The organism is Bdellovibrio sp. BCCA, assembly GCF_037996825.1.
Classification (GTDB): Bacteria; Bdellovibrionota; Bdellovibrionia; order Bdellovibrionales; family Bdellovibrionaceae; genus Bdellovibrio.
In genome coordinates this window covers 949,386-965,607 of record NZ_JBBNAC010000001.1, presented here as the reverse complement: position 1 = coordinate 965,607, position 16,222 = coordinate 949,386, and the positions used below count along the sequence as shown (strand labels likewise).

Here is a 16,222-nt window from a genome sequence, read left to right as displayed (position 1 = left end):
TAGGCTCCTTACAGAGAGGATCTAGTAGTAATTAAATAACTGAATGCTCGTTTCCTCAAGGAATCTCTCGTTGCGATACGATGCTCTTACTCCCCAGGTCTTCGAGAAACTGTACTGAGTCTCAATTTGACTGCGGAAATAGTCTTTCTGATCCCATGCTGAGTCGCGACGATAAAAGACACTGCCCTGCCATAGCCACCAGGAGTTAACGCGATAGTGCAACTCTAAAAGAGGCCCGGCGCCCGCCCATACTTTGTTGTCATACAGTGTGGGACCATAGTGAACCTCGCCTTGCAGTTGCGCACTTAAGTCCCAAGGTCCATGCTCGAAGGTCCAACCGTATCCCAAGCGCACAATACCTTCATGGGTTGGCAAAAAGTTTTCATTGCGAGTGCGTTCGATCCCCAACTTAAATCTCCACGATTTTTCGGGGATCAAAGAACTCCACGGACTTGCTGAGATCAATTCAAAAGCGGCAAAGTTTTCCAGTTCAAATTTTTTCTCGTCTTTATCCAAATAGGAAGGACCGTAGGAAAATCCTAAATCGAAAAAAGTGATTTGCGAATAACTTGGATAACCCCACGCTGGATCAAGACGGTCATGCAAAGCAAAACGATGAGTGAGCGTTGCGTAGTCTCCCCCCACCGTGTCGCGCAAGTAACCTATTCCCCAACGTCCCGAAGGATGGGCTAAGTGCGGGCGCTCTTCCGGTGGAGGATCCATCACAATCACTTCAGCATCGACAGGAATTTCACTGCGCTTGGTAAGAACGCGCATTTTTAATTGAAACTCTCTCCCCGCTTCTTGCACTTCTTTAGAGTAGCGGAAATCGATGTAGTCGATATACGCATCTAAAATTTTTGCTTGGGACTCGGGAGTTCTTTTTAAAAAAGATTCTGAATAAATAATCTCATCTTGTTTTTTGATTTGTTCGATCAGCCGAGTAAGTTCTTTTTTTTCATCGTGGTTTAAATGTTTTTGTCGTTCAAAGAAAACCTGACGAACACTCGGACGATATTTGTAGCTCTTGATTAAATCCGTTTTATTCCAAAGAACACGAACGGTGTCAGCCGGAATCACATACTGATCGAGCTTTGATAAAATATCGACTGAAGGGTCTGCTGCTTCTAAAATAGAAAGCATGTGATAAGAACAGTTTTCCGTCAGATACCAATAGTCAATTTGCGAAGGGCCTAATTCCCATACGTGCGCAATCACCATGTCTACAGAAGATGCGGGAAGTTTCAGTTCGTATTCCCACAGGTCGCGCGACTCGGCGTTATTGTATTCGCGCACTTTATAGTAATAGGGAATGGAGCGGAATTGGCCCGGGAACATGCCGAACAGCCCTTTAAAGCCGTACAAGAAAGCATTGTTCGTATTGGCTTCAGCGGCATAGTTCAGACCGTAATCTAAAAGCTCATAGCGTTGTCCATCTTTTGCTGAAGGCGCTTTGTTGATTCTTAAAAACGTATGGCCAAATGCTGACGAAGGATTGTTTAAGTAATAACTTGAAAAGACCAAAGAGATGGATTCGCCCTGCAGACCTTTAAAGAAGGTATCGAAGCGATCACACGCAACATCCAGCCAATGAATTTTACTGTCATTGAGCTTGCCCTTGAGCCACTTGTATCGAGCTGGAAAACGACATTGAGCATGAGTATTAGGATCGTCCCCTTTTTCAGCGAAAAACGCAGCGATTGTTGCAATCAACTCCGCGTGAGGATCTTTTTTTCCTTTCGGTGAAAAAAAGAACGAAGGGCTATCGATCTGACTTTCACGAACTTGAAAAAAATCTTTTTCAAAATGCAGAAGCTTCAACCACTGACGATCTTGTGAAAGATGCTGGGACTCTGCCTGCATTATCGCTTGGGCTGCACCACCATCAAGGCCCACGGCTGCAAAGGAAGAAATTGAACTGAACGCTAGAAAACTCAACAATAGACCACGCATAGAACTATCTTTGAGTTTCTTGACGGAACAATCAATACAAAACGGCCTCAACGCGCTTTGATGGTCTCAATAAAAAAAACGCAGTGGTCTCCCACTGCGTTTTTGAAGTTCCTCACAAAAGAGAACTAAATACTAAGCTCCGCAAACGTTGTTAACAGCAACAACTTGGTTGATGTTAGCTTCGATAGCTGCTGGTTGCATGTTTGTTTCAACAAAGATTTTGTTGTAGTTCTTTTTCAAAGTTGCACCCATAACTTTAGAGTCACAACCCATCAAGTTAGCAAGACCAGCCAAAGTCTCACCTTGTCCACGAGCAGCGTCGTTAGCCAAAGCCACTTTGTTCACTTCGATGAATGCTGGAACTTCTTTACCAGATTTGAAGATGCCATCTTGTTGGCAGTTCAAAGTACCAGTAGAGATACCGAAAGTTTGGTTACCAGAAGTACCGTTTGTAGTCGCTGCAAGAACTTGGTTGCCGTCAGCACCCATAACGATAGAACCCAATCCGCAACCTGCAGATGCATAACCTTGTCCAGAAGCTTGTGCCAAAAGACCTTTCTTTTGAGCGTGAGCTACACCAGTTACCAACAATGCTACTACTACCAATTTAGCCAATTTCACAAAAACCTCCGTGTGTGATTTGGTTTGTTATGTAAAAAATTGTGGAGTGTCTCCTCACAGGAGGCAAACAAAAATATATTGTGCAGCAAATGGTCAGGCCCTCCTCGCGTACAAACTAGACCTGTTGACAAAATGCAACAACCATGACATCTTATGTTTCAAGGTTGCTCGAAGCCGCCTTGACCGCCAAAGAGAATCTCACTTCGAACTTCAAGACATACAAAATAATACTCTTAGACTTTCCTGCGGTAGATGGTCGAAAAATAAGGGTGTTCTATGACCAAATCAAGAATCGAGTCTTTAAAGACTCGCGCCAAACTGCTTCAGAAATCCAAAGCAAAAAATGGCGAAGAAATCCAACTCAAAGAAGCGCTAAATAAAATTGCCCAACTCAGCGGCTTTGAAAACTGGCGCGACCTCAAACACACATTGGAAGTGAACGACGTCCTCTTGAATCACGGAGGAACGGGACCGCAGACGTTGCCTTGGTTTAAATCCTATGAAGAGGCCTGTGCTTTTCGCGATCAAACCAATGGAATCCTTGTTCCCTACCAAAAAGATTTCTTTGTGGCTGATGAAGACTATTTAAAATCTTTGGGCTTTAGCGAGCAAGATCCTGACTTTTTAAAAGTAGGAAGAAATTGGGCGGAGCCAAAAGACCCTGAGGCTTGGGGGCGACTTCTCAATCGTATGAAAGCTTAGATGCTTTCCCACTTGATGGAAGTTTTGGGGAATTCCACCCAATCTTCCATCTTGGGAAAGCCTTCGGGGCGAGGTTCCGTCTGACCTTTGAATTGCAAGAACGCTGTGAGTGCGCAGATGAATGCTTCAAAAGCGTGGCTGTTTTCAATCATGAGTTTCACGTCTTGATCGTAAACGAAAGCCACATTGTGCGTGCTTAAGGCTTGCAAAATTTCGCGACGGCTTTCATCGCCTCCGATGGAGTGTTTATGAAAACGCAAATGGCTTTTCATCACATTCAAAGATCGACCGACACGCCACACTGATAATTTTGGAAACACTTCAATACAAGGTGTGTTGAGACGGCGCTTGATAAACATGGCTCGGGCTAAAAGCGGAGCTGTGTTGGCACCCATGGCGTGCTGTAAGATAAAAGGCTCTTCCAGCTCCGTCGATAAATACATCTCTACACAGCGTTGTGTGTAAGGCGTAAAAAGTTTGCGGGGCTTTTTCTTTTTATGAAGCTTGCGCGTATACTCCCACATCCAACGCACATGAGGCTCAGGACATCCTTCGATGCCGGGACACGTGCGCGTGCACTCTAAGCAATATGGCAAACGGAAAGGCACATCAAACGCGATGGTATCAATGCCTTCATACTGATCAATGACTTCGTGAATTTTAAAGTCGGCCGAATGAACCTCGTCGCTCTTGATTTTTTCCACCAAGCGCGACAAGAAGACTTTTTTATGTTTGGGATAGTATTCAAGAACGGCGACACAGGCTTTATCTGTTTTTCCTCCGCCTAAAGAAATTCCAATGAATCTATGAACAGCTCCGGCATGCGATGACTCTTCGACTGTTTTTTTTGAAACAGTCGACTTCTTCGTCGTTTTCTTTACAGCGGATCGACGGGTTTTGCGTCCATCACCTGAAAGCCGGCTTTTTGGCATGCGCTTGCCACTCCCTCACGTTTATCAGGAGGACACCAGACCAAAACACACCCACCGCCTCCAGCTCCACAAATTTTAACAGCCTCGGCCCCATTCTGCAAAGAGACTTCCGCAAGCCTGTAAATCTCAGGACTCGAAAACTCGGGAGCTAGACGAACACGGGCTTCAAATTCACGTTTAAAAAGTGTGCCAAGTTCTTTCCAGTTGCCTGATCGCACGGCGTGCTCTGTTTCAATGGCAATCACCTTGAGGTCACGAAGAGCTTTCAAAGTGGTCGCGTCCTTGATCACAGAGTCTTTCATCACTTCAAAGTTGTTAAGCCCCGAGTGATGAGCCTTGCCAGTATAGACCAACATGAATTTTTCAGCGATCGGAGTGCCAGACACTTTCAGAACGTCTTGTTGAATACCGTCATAACCGTAACGAAGGACGTTCAAACCACCCGAAGCAGCCGGGTAATAATCTTGGGTTCCCGTTGGAGTATTTAAAATCTCGGCTTCAATATTGTGAGCGACCTGCACCATGTGATGAACGTCTTTAAACGGACGCCCACAGAACTGCGAGAAGGCTTTCATCAAACTGATTGTGAGACTGGAGCTGCCCCCAAGACCGCCACCGACAGGACTGTCGGAAGATGTTTTCAAAGTGAATCCTTTTTGCGGCATCCAATAGCGAAGCTGCGTCTGCAATAAAATCATTTTTGGATCTGTGTCAGACAAAGCGTCGACCAAATTCGTATAGGCTTTTTTAAGTTTCAAATCCGCTGACTCTAAAACAATCGTGGAATCATCGTGAGGCGTGATTTCCGCCGTCGTATAAATATCAATCGCCACATTCACCGTGGAAGCCCCATTGATGAACAAATAAAGAGGCCACAAATCCAATGTGCCTCCAGCAAGATCCACGCGTGTCGGTGATTTGACTACAATCTTTTGCATTATTTTTTATCTTTCTGATTTATCGGGCTGGCCATCAAAGCCTGCTTGTCTTCGGATTTACTTTTATCTTCTTCTTTTTTCGGTGGCTGTTCTTTTAAATCTTCCACCGTCATTTTGATCAATTTATCTAAAGCACCCGCTTCCATTCTCAGTTGGAAATTAGGTTCAGAGACATTGGCGAAGATCATCAAATCTTTTGCTTGCCCCACTTCGGCCGTCCACTTTTTGTCGGCCAAAACTAAGTCTAAAGTGAAAAGATTTTTAAGCCCTGTCGCCTTGGTGTTGCCCTCACGAATTTCAGAAGCCCTTGCATCGGCGATAGTCGTTAAAAGCTCGCGCACTTTGTTTTGGTCTAATTTTAAATCTTTCTTTGCAGGAACGATCCACTGACCATCAACACGCTTAAGTTCTAATAAACCTTTTTCGTTTTTTAGTTTGATTTCATCGACACTTGCAATTTTATTGCGCAAGAAACGGCGGTCTCTAAAATCCAAAACCGTTTTATTCGCTCGTGTCTGCCATACGGAGTTGATCACAAGAACTTTGTTTTCTTTATCTCTTCTGGCAAAAACGTTTTCTTCGAAGTTGCGTTTTGTAGATATCTCAAAAACATTTTGAGTGCCTGCCGTTGTTTTGAAAGTGATGGTGCCAAGAGGTTTATCAAGACCATACAGAGCCCAATCAATGCCTTCCCCTTCTTTCGCGACTTCGATCACTCTTTCAGGAACGGTGTTTTTGATAAAATCATCCACCGCTGAATTGTCCGCCAAATCTTTGATCGGTGACGTCAAATTCCAACCATCCACGGAGCGCTCAAGGATAATTTTGCTGTCGTCCTTTTGCACTTCCACGAAATTGATCTGTTCAAAGTTCACCGTCAAAAGACGAACTTCTTCCATGTTGATTTCTTCTTTTTTCTTATCCTGTTGAAAGTCATAAAGGGCGTAACCGCCAAAAAGAAGCAAGCACAAGACAAGAATCGTCCGTCCTTTGAGTTTCATTAGGCATTTCTCCTTCTTAACCAAAGACCAATGCTAGTTCCTAAAAGCAGAATAGGAAGAGGAATGATGAAAGCAAACAAGAAAACCGCAAACTTGGTTTCCGTCATAAGCATTTTCGTCGCTTGGGGCTCTTTCGGAGTAATGCTGATCAAGCTTTCCTCTTTTGCCAGTGCCGCCACAGAGTTGAGAACCAAATCCCTGTTGAGATTTTGGTAAAGCATTTGATTTGTCATAAAATCAACGTCACCGGCAATGATTACAGAAAAAGGTTTGGCTTTTTCATCACTGCCCGGCCAGCGTCCCGTCACTTCATCCACCAAAGTGTAAGTCGCTTCAACGCCTTCACCGCGGATTTGCAAGCTGTTGCTGGCAACCGCATTTGGTGTTGTTTTAACGATCTCATCCACTACGATCCCTTGAGGCACATTGGCTTTTTTAAGTCCTTGCGGGAAGCGGAACAACGTTACCTCGCTGCGACCAAAAGCTTTTGTGATCTTGTTAGATTCCGAGAACACTGCACCCATTGTCGGACCTTGGTTGATGCCACGGCCCATCACAGTATCGACGACATTCAAAACGTAATTGTTTTCAAACTGAACACCAAGCTTACTAACCAACTTTTCAAGGCCCGCCGTGTTTTGCGATTCCACCGCCAAGAAAAGACTTCCGCCATTTTTCAAATAATTTTCTAAAGCTGCGATTTCAAAATCTTGGAATCCTTGAACCGGACCCGCCACGATAATGACATCGGCGTCTTCAGGAATCTTCGCGTTTTGAATAAGGGGCAGTTCCTTCACCGTATAACGGTTGTTCTCTAGCATCAGCTTTAAAGAACCCAGTCCCAAACCTTCACGGTTGTCCTTAAGATCTTTTTCGCCATGACCGACTGTGAAATAAATCGTTTTCGTTTGTTCACGAGTGACTTTAACCAGAGCGCTTGTGAACTCCTGCTCATCAATTCTTTCAATGCGGTTGCGACGGCCTTTGTAATCCAAGAACACGACACCGCTGCCTTTATCCACACCATATTCTTTGGCTAGATCCGGACGTTCGTTGACTTCAACAAAGTCCAATTGCACTTTCGGGCTTTGATCTTGGTATTTTTTAATCAGCTCTCGGAAAAGGCGACGATTCTCTTCATTTCCTTCCACACCTTTTTTATAGAAGAAAAGAACTTTGAGATCCGAATCCAAACCTTTTACAAGCTTCACGGATTGATCCGACAAGGTGTTTGACTGAGCTGTCGAGAAGTCCCACGTTTTATAGTGCTTCACTCCCAAATAATTCACGATGATTAAAACCGCGAGCATCAGCAGAATTAAAACGCCCATGCTCATGCCTTCTTTGGTTGTCTTCATCGTGAAGAATTCTTTAAAGAAAGCGCGGTCTTTTGCAAGACCTAGTCCTAAGAAAAACACCGCCAGTGCCAAAGCCACCCAACAAAAAGGCACCCACTCACCTAAGAGGTAGCGGGTGATGGACATAGACACAAGTGAAATACCGGCAAAGAGAAATGAAATTTTACCTAACTTACTCATACTTATCTCCAACGGGATGATTCAACAACACGTTCACAAAGGAAGCAGAACAAAACAATCACACTGAAAAAGAAAATCAATCCATTCGTGCGTAAAGTTCCTTCCACCAATGTTGAAAGATGCGAGCTTAAAGACACGTGCTCAAAAATCTTACGGGCTTTTTCACCATCGACGACTTCAGCGCCAATGCCGATAAACCAGATCGAAAGATTGAACATCACAGAAATAATATAAGCGGCGATGCTGTTTTCTGTGAGCGATGAGGCAAAAAGATTCATCGCTGTGTAAACACCGCCCACCAAAAAGATTCCAAAGAAGGCGATAAAGAGCGGAGCCCAATTGACTGTGGCAATTGTTGAAGTCGCTAGCGGATAAAGAAGTGCCAACACTACAATGCCCAGAACAGCGCCTAAAGCTGCAAAGTATTTTCCTAGAACGATTTGCAAAGAAGTCACCGGCGACGTCAAAAGAAGATCAAACGTGCGCAGTTTCTTTTCTTCCGCAAAAAGTTTCATCGTCAAAGCGGGAACCACGAAGATCAAAAGAAGATTCAAATACGAAAGCTGTCTTAAGAAAACCCCATAGTGGATATTCAATTGATTTGAAGGAACGCCTTGTTGCATGACGTAGTTCATTAAAAGCTGCGAGAACAGGTTTAACTGAATCGGATACACCCAGCTAAAGATCACGCTCACTAAAAAACAGATCACCCAGAAAGTCGGGTTTAAATAAAAACCTTTCAGTTCTTTTTTAAAGATGACGAGAGTGCCGCTCATGCTTCACCTCCTTTTTGTGCTTGTCCATATGTGAGTTTTAAGAAGACATCTTCAAGATCGCGTTTAGCTGGCGTCAGTTCCACCAAGCCCAAGCCTTTGTTCACTAGCAATGAAGAGATATTTTCAACCACCTCTTCCCCGCCGGAAAGGTCAATGCTCCACTCTTTGTGAGAGGCACCGAAGCTCACCGCTGTGACTTCTTGGATAGGACTTAAAACAGTTTTCATATCCTGCACATCCTTACGCAAACGAACGTGCAAGCGACGCTGGCCTTTTTCCATTGTCGAAAGATTGCTGATGCTGTCTTCCGCCACGATTTGGCCCTTGTTGATGATAATGACTTTTTCACAAGTCGCTTCCACCTCAGGCAAGATGTGCGTGGAAAGGATGATCGTATGTTGGCCTTTCAAAGTTTTAATAAGATCACGGATCTCTGCCACTTGTTTTGGGTCAAGACCCACGGTGGGCTCGTCCAAAATCAAAACTTCAGGATCTGAGACGATCGCTTGCGCGATTCCCACGCGCTGTTTGAATCCTTTTGAGAGATGTTGGATCAAACGCTTTTGCACTTCACCTAAGTTTGTTTTTTCAATCGCCATATCGACAGATTTTTCAATCTTGTCTTGAGGGACTTGTTTTAAGGCCGCCACATAGCGCAGATAATCGCGCACATACATATCGCCATAAACCGGAGGTGTTTCTGGCAAATAACCAATGCGCTTTTTTACTTCCAAAGGATTTTCAAAAACATCAAAGCCTGCAACCGACGCCGAACCGTGGCTTGGCGCCATGAAGCCTGTGATGATTTTCATCGTCGTTGATTTTCCCGCTCCGTTGGGACCAAGAAAACCGACAACATCGCCTTTAGAAATTGAGAAATTGAGTTTATCAATGGCACGTCTTTGTCCATAATCTTTGGTGAGATCTCTGACTTCAATCATGGTGAATCTCCATCTGGTTGATGAAGAAATTTTAGACCGCTGATGTTGTCAGTCAAGAGGGCTTAAGAATGACGCAAGGTAAAACTCAAAGTCTTTTCTGAATGATAGGTTACACGGCCCAGCTTATCACCTTTGATGGGCCGAACGAATCGACACTCGACGATAACAACCGCGACTTTCTGCCCGACCATCAATGATTTTGAAGACAAAGACTCTTTAGCCACCCACTCGGCGACTTCCTGAATTTCCGTTGGGGAAATGAGCTGATCCCTTTGACGATGAATGATCGCATGAGCCCCAGGATAGTCCCGTAAATGCAGCCAATAATCCCAAGCTTTCGCTTGACGAAGAAGAGCGAGATTGTCCGCAGCCGACTTCCCACAATAAGCCAATGCTCCGGATTCCAAGTGCAGTTTCCTGCCCCGCGCTTCCGCTTTTTGCATCAGATCAACAAGAGCTGTTTTTTTGGGTTTTTCCTGATATCGGGATTTTTCAAGGCGAGCGATTTCTTCCTGCAATTCGATCAAACGCTCTCTGGCACCCTCTTTTTTTCCAACAAGCTGCTTGGCTTTGCTAAAGCTGTTTTCAATATTCCAACTCAAAGATTCTTGAAAGTTGATACAAGGGCGCAAATGCTCGGGCACTTCCAGTGTTCCATGCGTCTTTAAAAACTGCCCCGCCTCATACCACAAATCGTGCTTATCACTTTCGATCTGTTTCTGAATTTCCGAAAGGGCTTTATTCTTTTTTTCGAGATCTTTTTTCTTCTGCTTTTCCCATTGCGCGACCGGATCTAACGATGGCTTTTTTGCCGAAGACTGCTCAGCTAACCACTCCTCATGAATCTCTTCTAAAGTTCTCGGAGCTGGAGGATTTTCCACAACGGGTGCCGCCGTTAACTCCAACGGACGATCCCAAGCCACTTGTTTTCCGTGAGCTTTAACAATGACATTGCATTGCTTGGGAATCAGACGGATTTCGATTTCACACTCCATCTGCGAGTTCTTTAAAATCAAACGAACAACCCGACCGAACTCTTCCACAACCGTCATTGACGTCAAATAAAGGTTTCTTGCGTGAGAGTTCATAAAGAGGCTCACGGGTTTTGTCTTCGGGCCTTTTTTAAAAGGACATTCTTCTTCAAAAATCAGCATCAACGGATTGTTCGGCACAAGGTCCAGGATCATCCAATAGTGAATGTCTTTGCGAAATCCCAAGGCCAGACCTCGGTCATTAACCAAGACGTCTTGCAACTGTGCTCCATCAAGGATTGGTGCGAAATAAGACACAAATTGCTGAAGTTCTTGCTGAGTCAGGGCTTTCATAGCGCCCAGTATGACATCCCTTAGGCCAAATTTCTATGGGTGATGCTCAGGTTCGAAAAAAGAAATCCGACAAGTCATGCAGATGAATACAGATACTTTAATTACGATTGTAGAAACCCAGCTAAAAGAAACTTCCAATATGAAGGAAAAGACCCCGGATTTCATCCGCAAGGTTGTTCACCTTTACACTCTTCAGTTGATGAGAACCGGAAGCATTCCCTTAGAGTTTATGGATGATGTTTTAACTGATATTGAAACAGAAGCCGTAGAAATCTATCGCAAAAAAACTTACGGCTTCCTGACTTTGGAAGAATACCGTCGCCATAAGTTCCGTCAAAAAGACGACAACTAATTCTGAATCGTTTCAAGAACCGTCTGCTCATCCGCAGGACCATCCTGCGCTTGAGAGAAGACCACCAATGCCGTCGCCGCCAAAAAAACAAGAATAGCCATGACTGATCTCATCTTGCACTCCTTGTAAGCTGATTCTTATTCTAAGGAATTTTTCTCTCGCAAAGTTAATTGCATCTTTGATATTTGCAAAGTCGCACGCGCGCTCCATGAGCTTCCACAAGAAAGTCATTGTTCAGTAATTAGGTCTTTTCGATGATAGAAAAATACAACGGCCCAAATCCGGCGTGGTCAGGCAGATAGATCACGCCACATTCCGTGCGCTCCCCGCCGACACCCAACGGAGCTTCAACCAAACGAACGGCGTCCTTTTTCTTTTTCAATAATTTACGAACGACTTCATCGTTTTCAGCAGGACTGATCGAGCACGTCGAATAAACAATCCTTCCACCGGATTTCACAGCTAAAAATGCTGCTGCCAACAACGAATACTGACGAGAGGCCAAGTGCTCCGTTCGACGCGGGCTCCACTCGTCTTGAGCGGCTTTGTTTTCAAGGATATGTCTTTCCCCTGAACAAGGAGCATCCAATAAAATACGATCAAAACTGTCGGGCTCTTTCAAACCAAATTGCACGCCGTCTTTACCTGTCACCCACACGCGATCACGCACTGAACGAGGAACGTACTGTTGAATCACTTTTTTAAGGCGTTCGCGGCGCTCTGGCGAAAGGTCATTGCAAAAAATCTCGCCGTCTTCAGCTAAAGATTCAATCATAACAAGACTTTTCCCACCGGGAGCTGCGCACATATCTAAAACACGATCTCCGGATTGAACATCAAGAGCGCGCGCGACCATCACGCTTGCTGGGTCCATGATGTAAATATCTAAAAGTTCATCGGCATTGCGCTCCGGTTGACTGTGTTCGCCTGAAGGAATCCAAAAACATCCTGGCAGCTCGGGTTTTTGTGGAAATGAACTCCATTTTTTTGCAGAGAGATTTTCGACAGGACTCAATTTATTTTGGCGAGCCACTTGCTGCTCGGATTGCACCAACGCCGCATAAAGGCCCGGCCAACGAGCCCCATAAACTTTTTCAAAATGCTTATAAAATGGATGAGATTCAGAAATCATACTAAGTCCAGTTCCGCGAGCCGAGCTCGCTCCACATCCTGCGGCTCAAGCCGCGCTATTTTATCGGAAAGGTACAAATAAACTCGCAGCCTTGGCCTGGCGCACTCTTTACCGCCACAGTGCCACCGTGGCTTTGCATGATGTGCTTCACAATCGCTAGTCCCAAGCCTGTGCCGCCCGCATCGCGGGTACGGCCTTTGTCGATCCGATAGAAACGCTCAAACAGACGATCCAAGTGTTCTTCAGGAATTCCCGGACCGTCGTCGATCACACGCAAAATCACGGCGTCCTTGTTGTCGCCTTCCCAACGAATCTGAACAGACTTTCCGTTCGGAATAAATTTGATCGCATTAGAGACAAGATTTCTTAAAACTTGCTCGACCTTGTGAGCATCCGCCATAAACGGAGGAACTTCCCCGATCACGCGGATTGAAATGTTTTTTTCAGCCGCAAGAACAGCCAGTTCCGCAACGATATGTTCAGAAATCTGCAAAGGATGAATCAATTCTAATTTTAACTCCGCGTGCGATTCCAAAGTGCTAAGACTTAACAAATCATTCACTAGATCCATCAAACGATCGATATTGCGAGAGACAATATCCAAAAACTTTCCAGCCTGTTGGATTTGTCCCGTCTTCACATCTTCTTTCAAAGTATCAATATAACCCTTGATCGAAGTCAGTGGTGTGCGCAATTCGTGTGATGCATTTCCAACGAAATCAATACGGATTTGCTCAACCTTTTTAAGTTCCGTGATGTCATGGAAAATTCCTACAACACCATAAATCTCTTTCGTCTTGGCATTGCGAATCGGATTCACAGAAACCGCAAAATATCTTGGCGTATTGTCGACCAAGGTGTTTAGCTTCACAGTGAAGCGCTGAACTTTTCCGGCCTTGATTGAATTCGTAAATCCTTCAAGAACGTCGGGTGTACGAATCGCATCTTTCAAACGCAAAACCGGAGTATTCATTTGATCCGGAGACAAAAATTGGGCCGCAAACTGAGAGTTGAAATAAAGAATCTTCTCATCAAGGCTCACACTCACAAGGCCTTCAGCCACCGCACTCATAAACGCTTGCGATTCTTCAACCGCTTGCAGGTACTGAGCCTTGCGTTTTTTCATTTTTCTGTGAATGTGATTTAAAGCCACGTCCAATTCAGAAATATCATCGAGCTCGTCATCCAAAAGGTCTTCTTCCTGGTTTGGATCAATAAGGTTTCCGTAAGTGCGTTTGCTAGAAATACGCAAAGCTTTTAAGATCACACGGTGAATCGGGCGCGCAAAACGATACGAAGTCACTGCGACAACAATCACACTGAACAGGAAAAAATTTAAAAGGGCTTCGTTATAAACAAATGGCGCCATTCGATAGCGCACATCTAAAACAGAGATGATAGCGACAAACAAAACGTTGAACGCTATCAATTGATAGAAAAAGAATCTCCAATATACTCGCCAGGGGAATCGTACAAATCGCTTCATGCGATATCTACTTTAACCCGATATCCCACTCCACGGATAGTCTCAATGCGATCTCCCCACTCTCCTAACTTCTTGCGTAATCCGAAAACGTGGGTGTCGATGGTGCGTCCAACGACGTTGATCCCTTCACCTTGGATGTTTTCGATCAATTGCTCGCGAGTCAGGACACAGCCCTGATTCTGAACCAAAGCCCCTAAGAGCTTAAACTCGGAAGGAGTCAGGTGAAGAGGTTCTCCCTGATAAGAAATCTCATAAGATTTAAAATTAATACGAAGACCCGCCACCTGGACCTCGCCGTCATCAACGGGAGCTGCCTGAGTCACGACCTGGTGACGACGCAAAAGTGCTTTCACGCGGGCAATAAAAACGGTGGGATTAAATGGCTTTGTCACATAGTCATCGGCACCTTTTTCAAGACCTTGAACGATGTCTTGAGGTTCCGCTTTCGCTGTCACCATCAAAACCGATGCTTGAGGATTTTTAGCTTTGATTTTTTCAACGATATCGACGCCACTCATTCCCGGCAGCATCCAATCCAAAACAAAAACTTGGTAGTTGTTGCGGTTCAATTCATTCACGGCTTCTTCGGCGGAAGAACACTCGATGACTTTGTAGCCCTGTCGCAAAAGATGCAGGGCCATGAGTTCACGAATTTCTTGTTCATCTTCCACCACTAGCACATGAATCGAATTGTCAGCCAAACTTGCCCCCATGTCGGACATCTTTTCCAGTAAATGCAAAAATCACATCTTCAGCGATATTGGTCGCATGATCGCCCATACGCTCCAGATTTCTTGCAATCAAAATCAAATCCAGTCCCGCCTCAACATCTTCAGAGTGGGATTTCATATGCGCCGTTGAATCTTTGAAAACTTTGTTTTTCAAAGCATCCATCTCGTCATCCATCAAAAGGATCTTCTTTGCCTGCTCCACGTCGCCACGAACAAAACAATCCAAGGACCCTTTCACCATACGGCCTGCGATCTCGGACATTTTTTGAATGTCGCTGAGTTGCGCTTGCATGGGTTTACGTCCCAAATAGTCTTTTCCAGTGTGAGAAATATTCACGGCCTGATCGCCCATTCTCTCAAGATCGTTATTGATCTTCACAATTGAAAGAACCAAGCGAAGGTCTTTGGCAACCGGTCCTTGCTTTGCAAGAATATTCATACAAGCGTTGTCTACTTTGATGTGATCTTCATTCACCAGTTTTTCAGTTGCATGCACTTGTTCGAACATGCCTAGATCACGGGACAACAATGCCGCCGTTGCTTGCGCTAAAGATTTCTCAACGTGACCACCCATAAGAAGAATCATTTTCTTTAGGTCTTCAATTTGAGTATCAATCGCTCTTTCCATGGTTTGTCCCCAGCGCTTAGGCCTTGTTTAATATTATTTACGAAATAAAGACACCGCTTAACACGGCATCCATAAGGATTCTAACAGAATCTTAACACAGTTTAAAAGAGAACTTGGGCCGCAAGCTCTACTTTTGAGCGATCTCTCGCTCCCGGAGCAAAATCACTCCCGTAACGGGTGTGATCGACTGCCAAAGCCGCCTTGATATCTTCCGTCACTTGATATCCTAGTGAAGCTATCACCGTTTGCAAGTCTTTGCCGTCTTCACCTGTCACCGCATTTAAATAATCATAACGGAGCATGACCTCCGCCTTGGGTCCCGTGCGAATGATTGTGAAGAAACTCGCAGCTTGGCCACTGACGGCTTCACCGGACAAAGCCGTAACATCCACACCTTCCGCCATCTTAAGATCGCGCAAAGCATCTGCCGGATCTTTCGCCGCCAGGTATTCCAAACCTGCCAGCCACTCATCCGCTTTTTCATAAGTCACCATGGCCTGAATGCGTTCTTTGAGTCCTACGTCTTCGCCGTACTTATCATAATTGCCACGCACGTAATTCAAAGACACTGTCCACGGCGACCACATCGTCAAACGCGCAAAAAGAGCGGCTTCTTTATGAGGCCCGCCCTCTTTTTCTTCGGCCCCTTCCCCGTTTGAAAACGTGAAAGCCCATTCGCCCATGTCCTGCGGAAGTTCCGACATGAATGACATCCCTAAATCGGAATAACTTTGATACTTCCACTTTTCCGTCATCGCCCAAGCATCTTGCCCCAAGAAACGGTAAGTCCATGTTTCATACTGAGCCTCTTGCCAAGTTTGCGGAATCAATCCAAAGCGCAAAGCATACATCCCTTGAAAAATACTCACGACATCCAAATAGGCTTCACGAACTTTCACATCGAAACGTTCTGCTGAAGAGGTCTTTTCTTCAGAGCCTTCAAAAGAAAGCACCATCAAGTTGTCGTCTTTTAGAGGAGCATTCAAATCTAAAAACAAAGAAGGAACAGCAAAAGCGGAGTTGCCTCTTTGCCCTGTTGGAAGGTTCCAAACCGAGGCAGTAGCATCCAACTCTCCCGTCAATTCAATTTCAGACAAGGCCCATGAATGCGAAGAGGCAAAAAGCAAAAATAAAGAGCACAGAATGTTTTTTTTCATGTCTCTGAT

The 16,222-nt window shown here is 44.9% G+C and carries 16 protein-coding genes; 2 read left to right on the top strand and 14 right to left on the bottom strand.

Features of this window, described 5'->3' with window-relative positions; genetic code table 11:
- Positions 1-21: 21 nt before the first annotated feature.
- Entirely contained in the window at positions 22-1,953 is a 1,932-nt protein-coding gene (locus tag AAAA78_RS04760) for an Lnb N-terminal periplasmic domain-containing protein (RefSeq protein WP_340590619.1), read from the bottom strand.
- 132 nt (positions 1,954-2,085) lie between these two features.
- Complete coding sequence (locus tag AAAA78_RS04755) at positions 2,086-2,574, bottom strand: DUF3015 family protein (protein WP_340590617.1); 489 nt, start codon at positions 2,572-2,574, stop codon at positions 2,086-2,088.
- A gap of 276 nt (positions 2,575-2,850) precedes the next feature.
- Here AAAA78_RS04755 and AAAA78_RS04750 point away from each other — a divergent pair, with 276 nt between their 5' ends.
- Positions 2,851-3,276: a glyoxalase superfamily protein gene (locus tag AAAA78_RS04750; protein WP_340590615.1), complete on the top strand. Its 426-nt coding sequence runs from the start codon at positions 2,851-2,853 to the stop codon at positions 3,274-3,276.
- On the opposite strand, the gene AAAA78_RS04745 is transcribed toward AAAA78_RS04750, so the two are convergent.
- From AAAA78_RS04745 to AAAA78_RS04715, 7 genes are all read right to left on the bottom strand, one after another.
- Positions 3,273-4,208: a DUF429 domain-containing protein gene (locus AAAA78_RS04745; protein ID WP_340590614.1), complete on the bottom strand. Its 936-nt coding sequence runs from the start codon at positions 4,206-4,208 to the stop codon at positions 3,273-3,275. The genes AAAA78_RS04750 and AAAA78_RS04745 overlap by 4 nt on opposite strands.
- On the bottom strand, positions 4,154-5,146 hold the full coding sequence (locus AAAA78_RS04740) for a GHMP family kinase ATP-binding protein (RefSeq protein WP_340590613.1): 993 nt from the start codon (positions 5,144-5,146) through the stop codon (positions 4,154-4,156). Before AAAA78_RS04740 ends, AAAA78_RS04745 begins: the two co-directional genes overlap by 55 nt.
- A complete protein-coding gene (locus tag AAAA78_RS04735; protein WP_340590612.1) occupies positions 5,146-6,147 on the bottom strand; it encodes a DUF4340 domain-containing protein in 1,002 nt (333 codons plus the stop codon). Before AAAA78_RS04735 ends, AAAA78_RS04740 begins: the two co-directional genes overlap by 1 nt.
- Positions 6,147-7,685 (bottom strand): GldG family protein, encoded by a 1,539-nt coding sequence (locus AAAA78_RS04730; RefSeq protein ID WP_340590611.1) that lies wholly within the window; start codon positions 7,683-7,685, stop codon positions 6,147-6,149. The genes AAAA78_RS04735 and AAAA78_RS04730 overlap by 1 nt, the downstream gene beginning before the upstream one ends.
- A 2-nt stretch (positions 7,686-7,687) precedes the next feature.
- Positions 7,688-8,461: an ABC transporter permease gene (locus AAAA78_RS04725; protein WP_295901304.1), complete on the bottom strand. Its 774-nt coding sequence runs from the start codon at positions 8,459-8,461 to the stop codon at positions 7,688-7,690.
- Positions 8,458-9,402: an ABC transporter ATP-binding protein gene (locus tag AAAA78_RS04720; protein ID WP_340590610.1), complete on the bottom strand. Its 945-nt coding sequence runs from the start codon at positions 9,400-9,402 to the stop codon at positions 8,458-8,460. Before AAAA78_RS04720 ends, AAAA78_RS04725 begins: the two co-directional genes overlap by 4 nt.
- Before the next feature lie 62 nt (positions 9,403-9,464).
- A complete protein-coding gene (locus tag AAAA78_RS04715; protein WP_340590609.1) occupies positions 9,465-10,727 on the bottom strand; it encodes a DUF814 domain-containing protein in 1,263 nt (420 codons plus the stop codon).
- Positions 10,728-10,866: 139 nt separating this feature from the next.
- Here AAAA78_RS04715 and AAAA78_RS04710 point away from each other — a divergent pair, with 139 nt between their 5' ends.
- Positions 10,867-11,079, top strand: a complete 213-nt coding sequence (locus tag AAAA78_RS04710) for a DNA-dependent DNA polymerase (RefSeq protein WP_340590608.1) — start codon at positions 10,867-10,869, stop codon at positions 11,077-11,079.
- Positions 11,080-11,320: 241 nt separating this feature from the next.
- On the opposite strand, the gene AAAA78_RS04705 is transcribed toward AAAA78_RS04710, so the two are convergent.
- The 5 genes from AAAA78_RS04705 to AAAA78_RS04685 form a co-directional block, all read right to left on the bottom strand.
- Positions 11,321-12,211, bottom strand: coding sequence for an RsmB/NOP family class I SAM-dependent RNA methyltransferase (locus tag AAAA78_RS04705; protein WP_340590606.1), 891 nt, complete (start codon positions 12,209-12,211; stop codon positions 11,321-11,323).
- 55 nt (positions 12,212-12,266) lie between these two features.
- Positions 12,267-13,697, bottom strand: coding sequence for a sensor histidine kinase (locus tag AAAA78_RS04700; protein ID WP_340590605.1), 1,431 nt, complete (start codon positions 13,695-13,697; stop codon positions 12,267-12,269).
- A complete protein-coding gene (locus tag AAAA78_RS04695) occupies positions 13,694-14,398 on the bottom strand; it encodes a response regulator transcription factor (protein WP_340590603.1) in 705 nt (234 codons plus the stop codon). The genes AAAA78_RS04700 and AAAA78_RS04695 overlap by 4 nt, the downstream gene beginning before the upstream one ends.
- Positions 14,391-15,056 (bottom strand): phosphate signaling complex protein PhoU, encoded by a 666-nt coding sequence (phoU, locus tag AAAA78_RS04690; RefSeq protein WP_340590601.1) that lies wholly within the window; start codon positions 15,054-15,056, stop codon positions 14,391-14,393. The genes AAAA78_RS04695 and phoU overlap by 8 nt, the downstream gene beginning before the upstream one ends.
- Before the next feature lie 101 nt (positions 15,057-15,157).
- On the bottom strand, positions 15,158-16,213 hold the full coding sequence (locus AAAA78_RS04685) for a hypothetical protein (protein ID WP_340590600.1): 1,056 nt from the start codon (positions 16,211-16,213) through the stop codon (positions 15,158-15,160).
- Positions 16,214-16,222 lie beyond the last annotated feature (9 nt).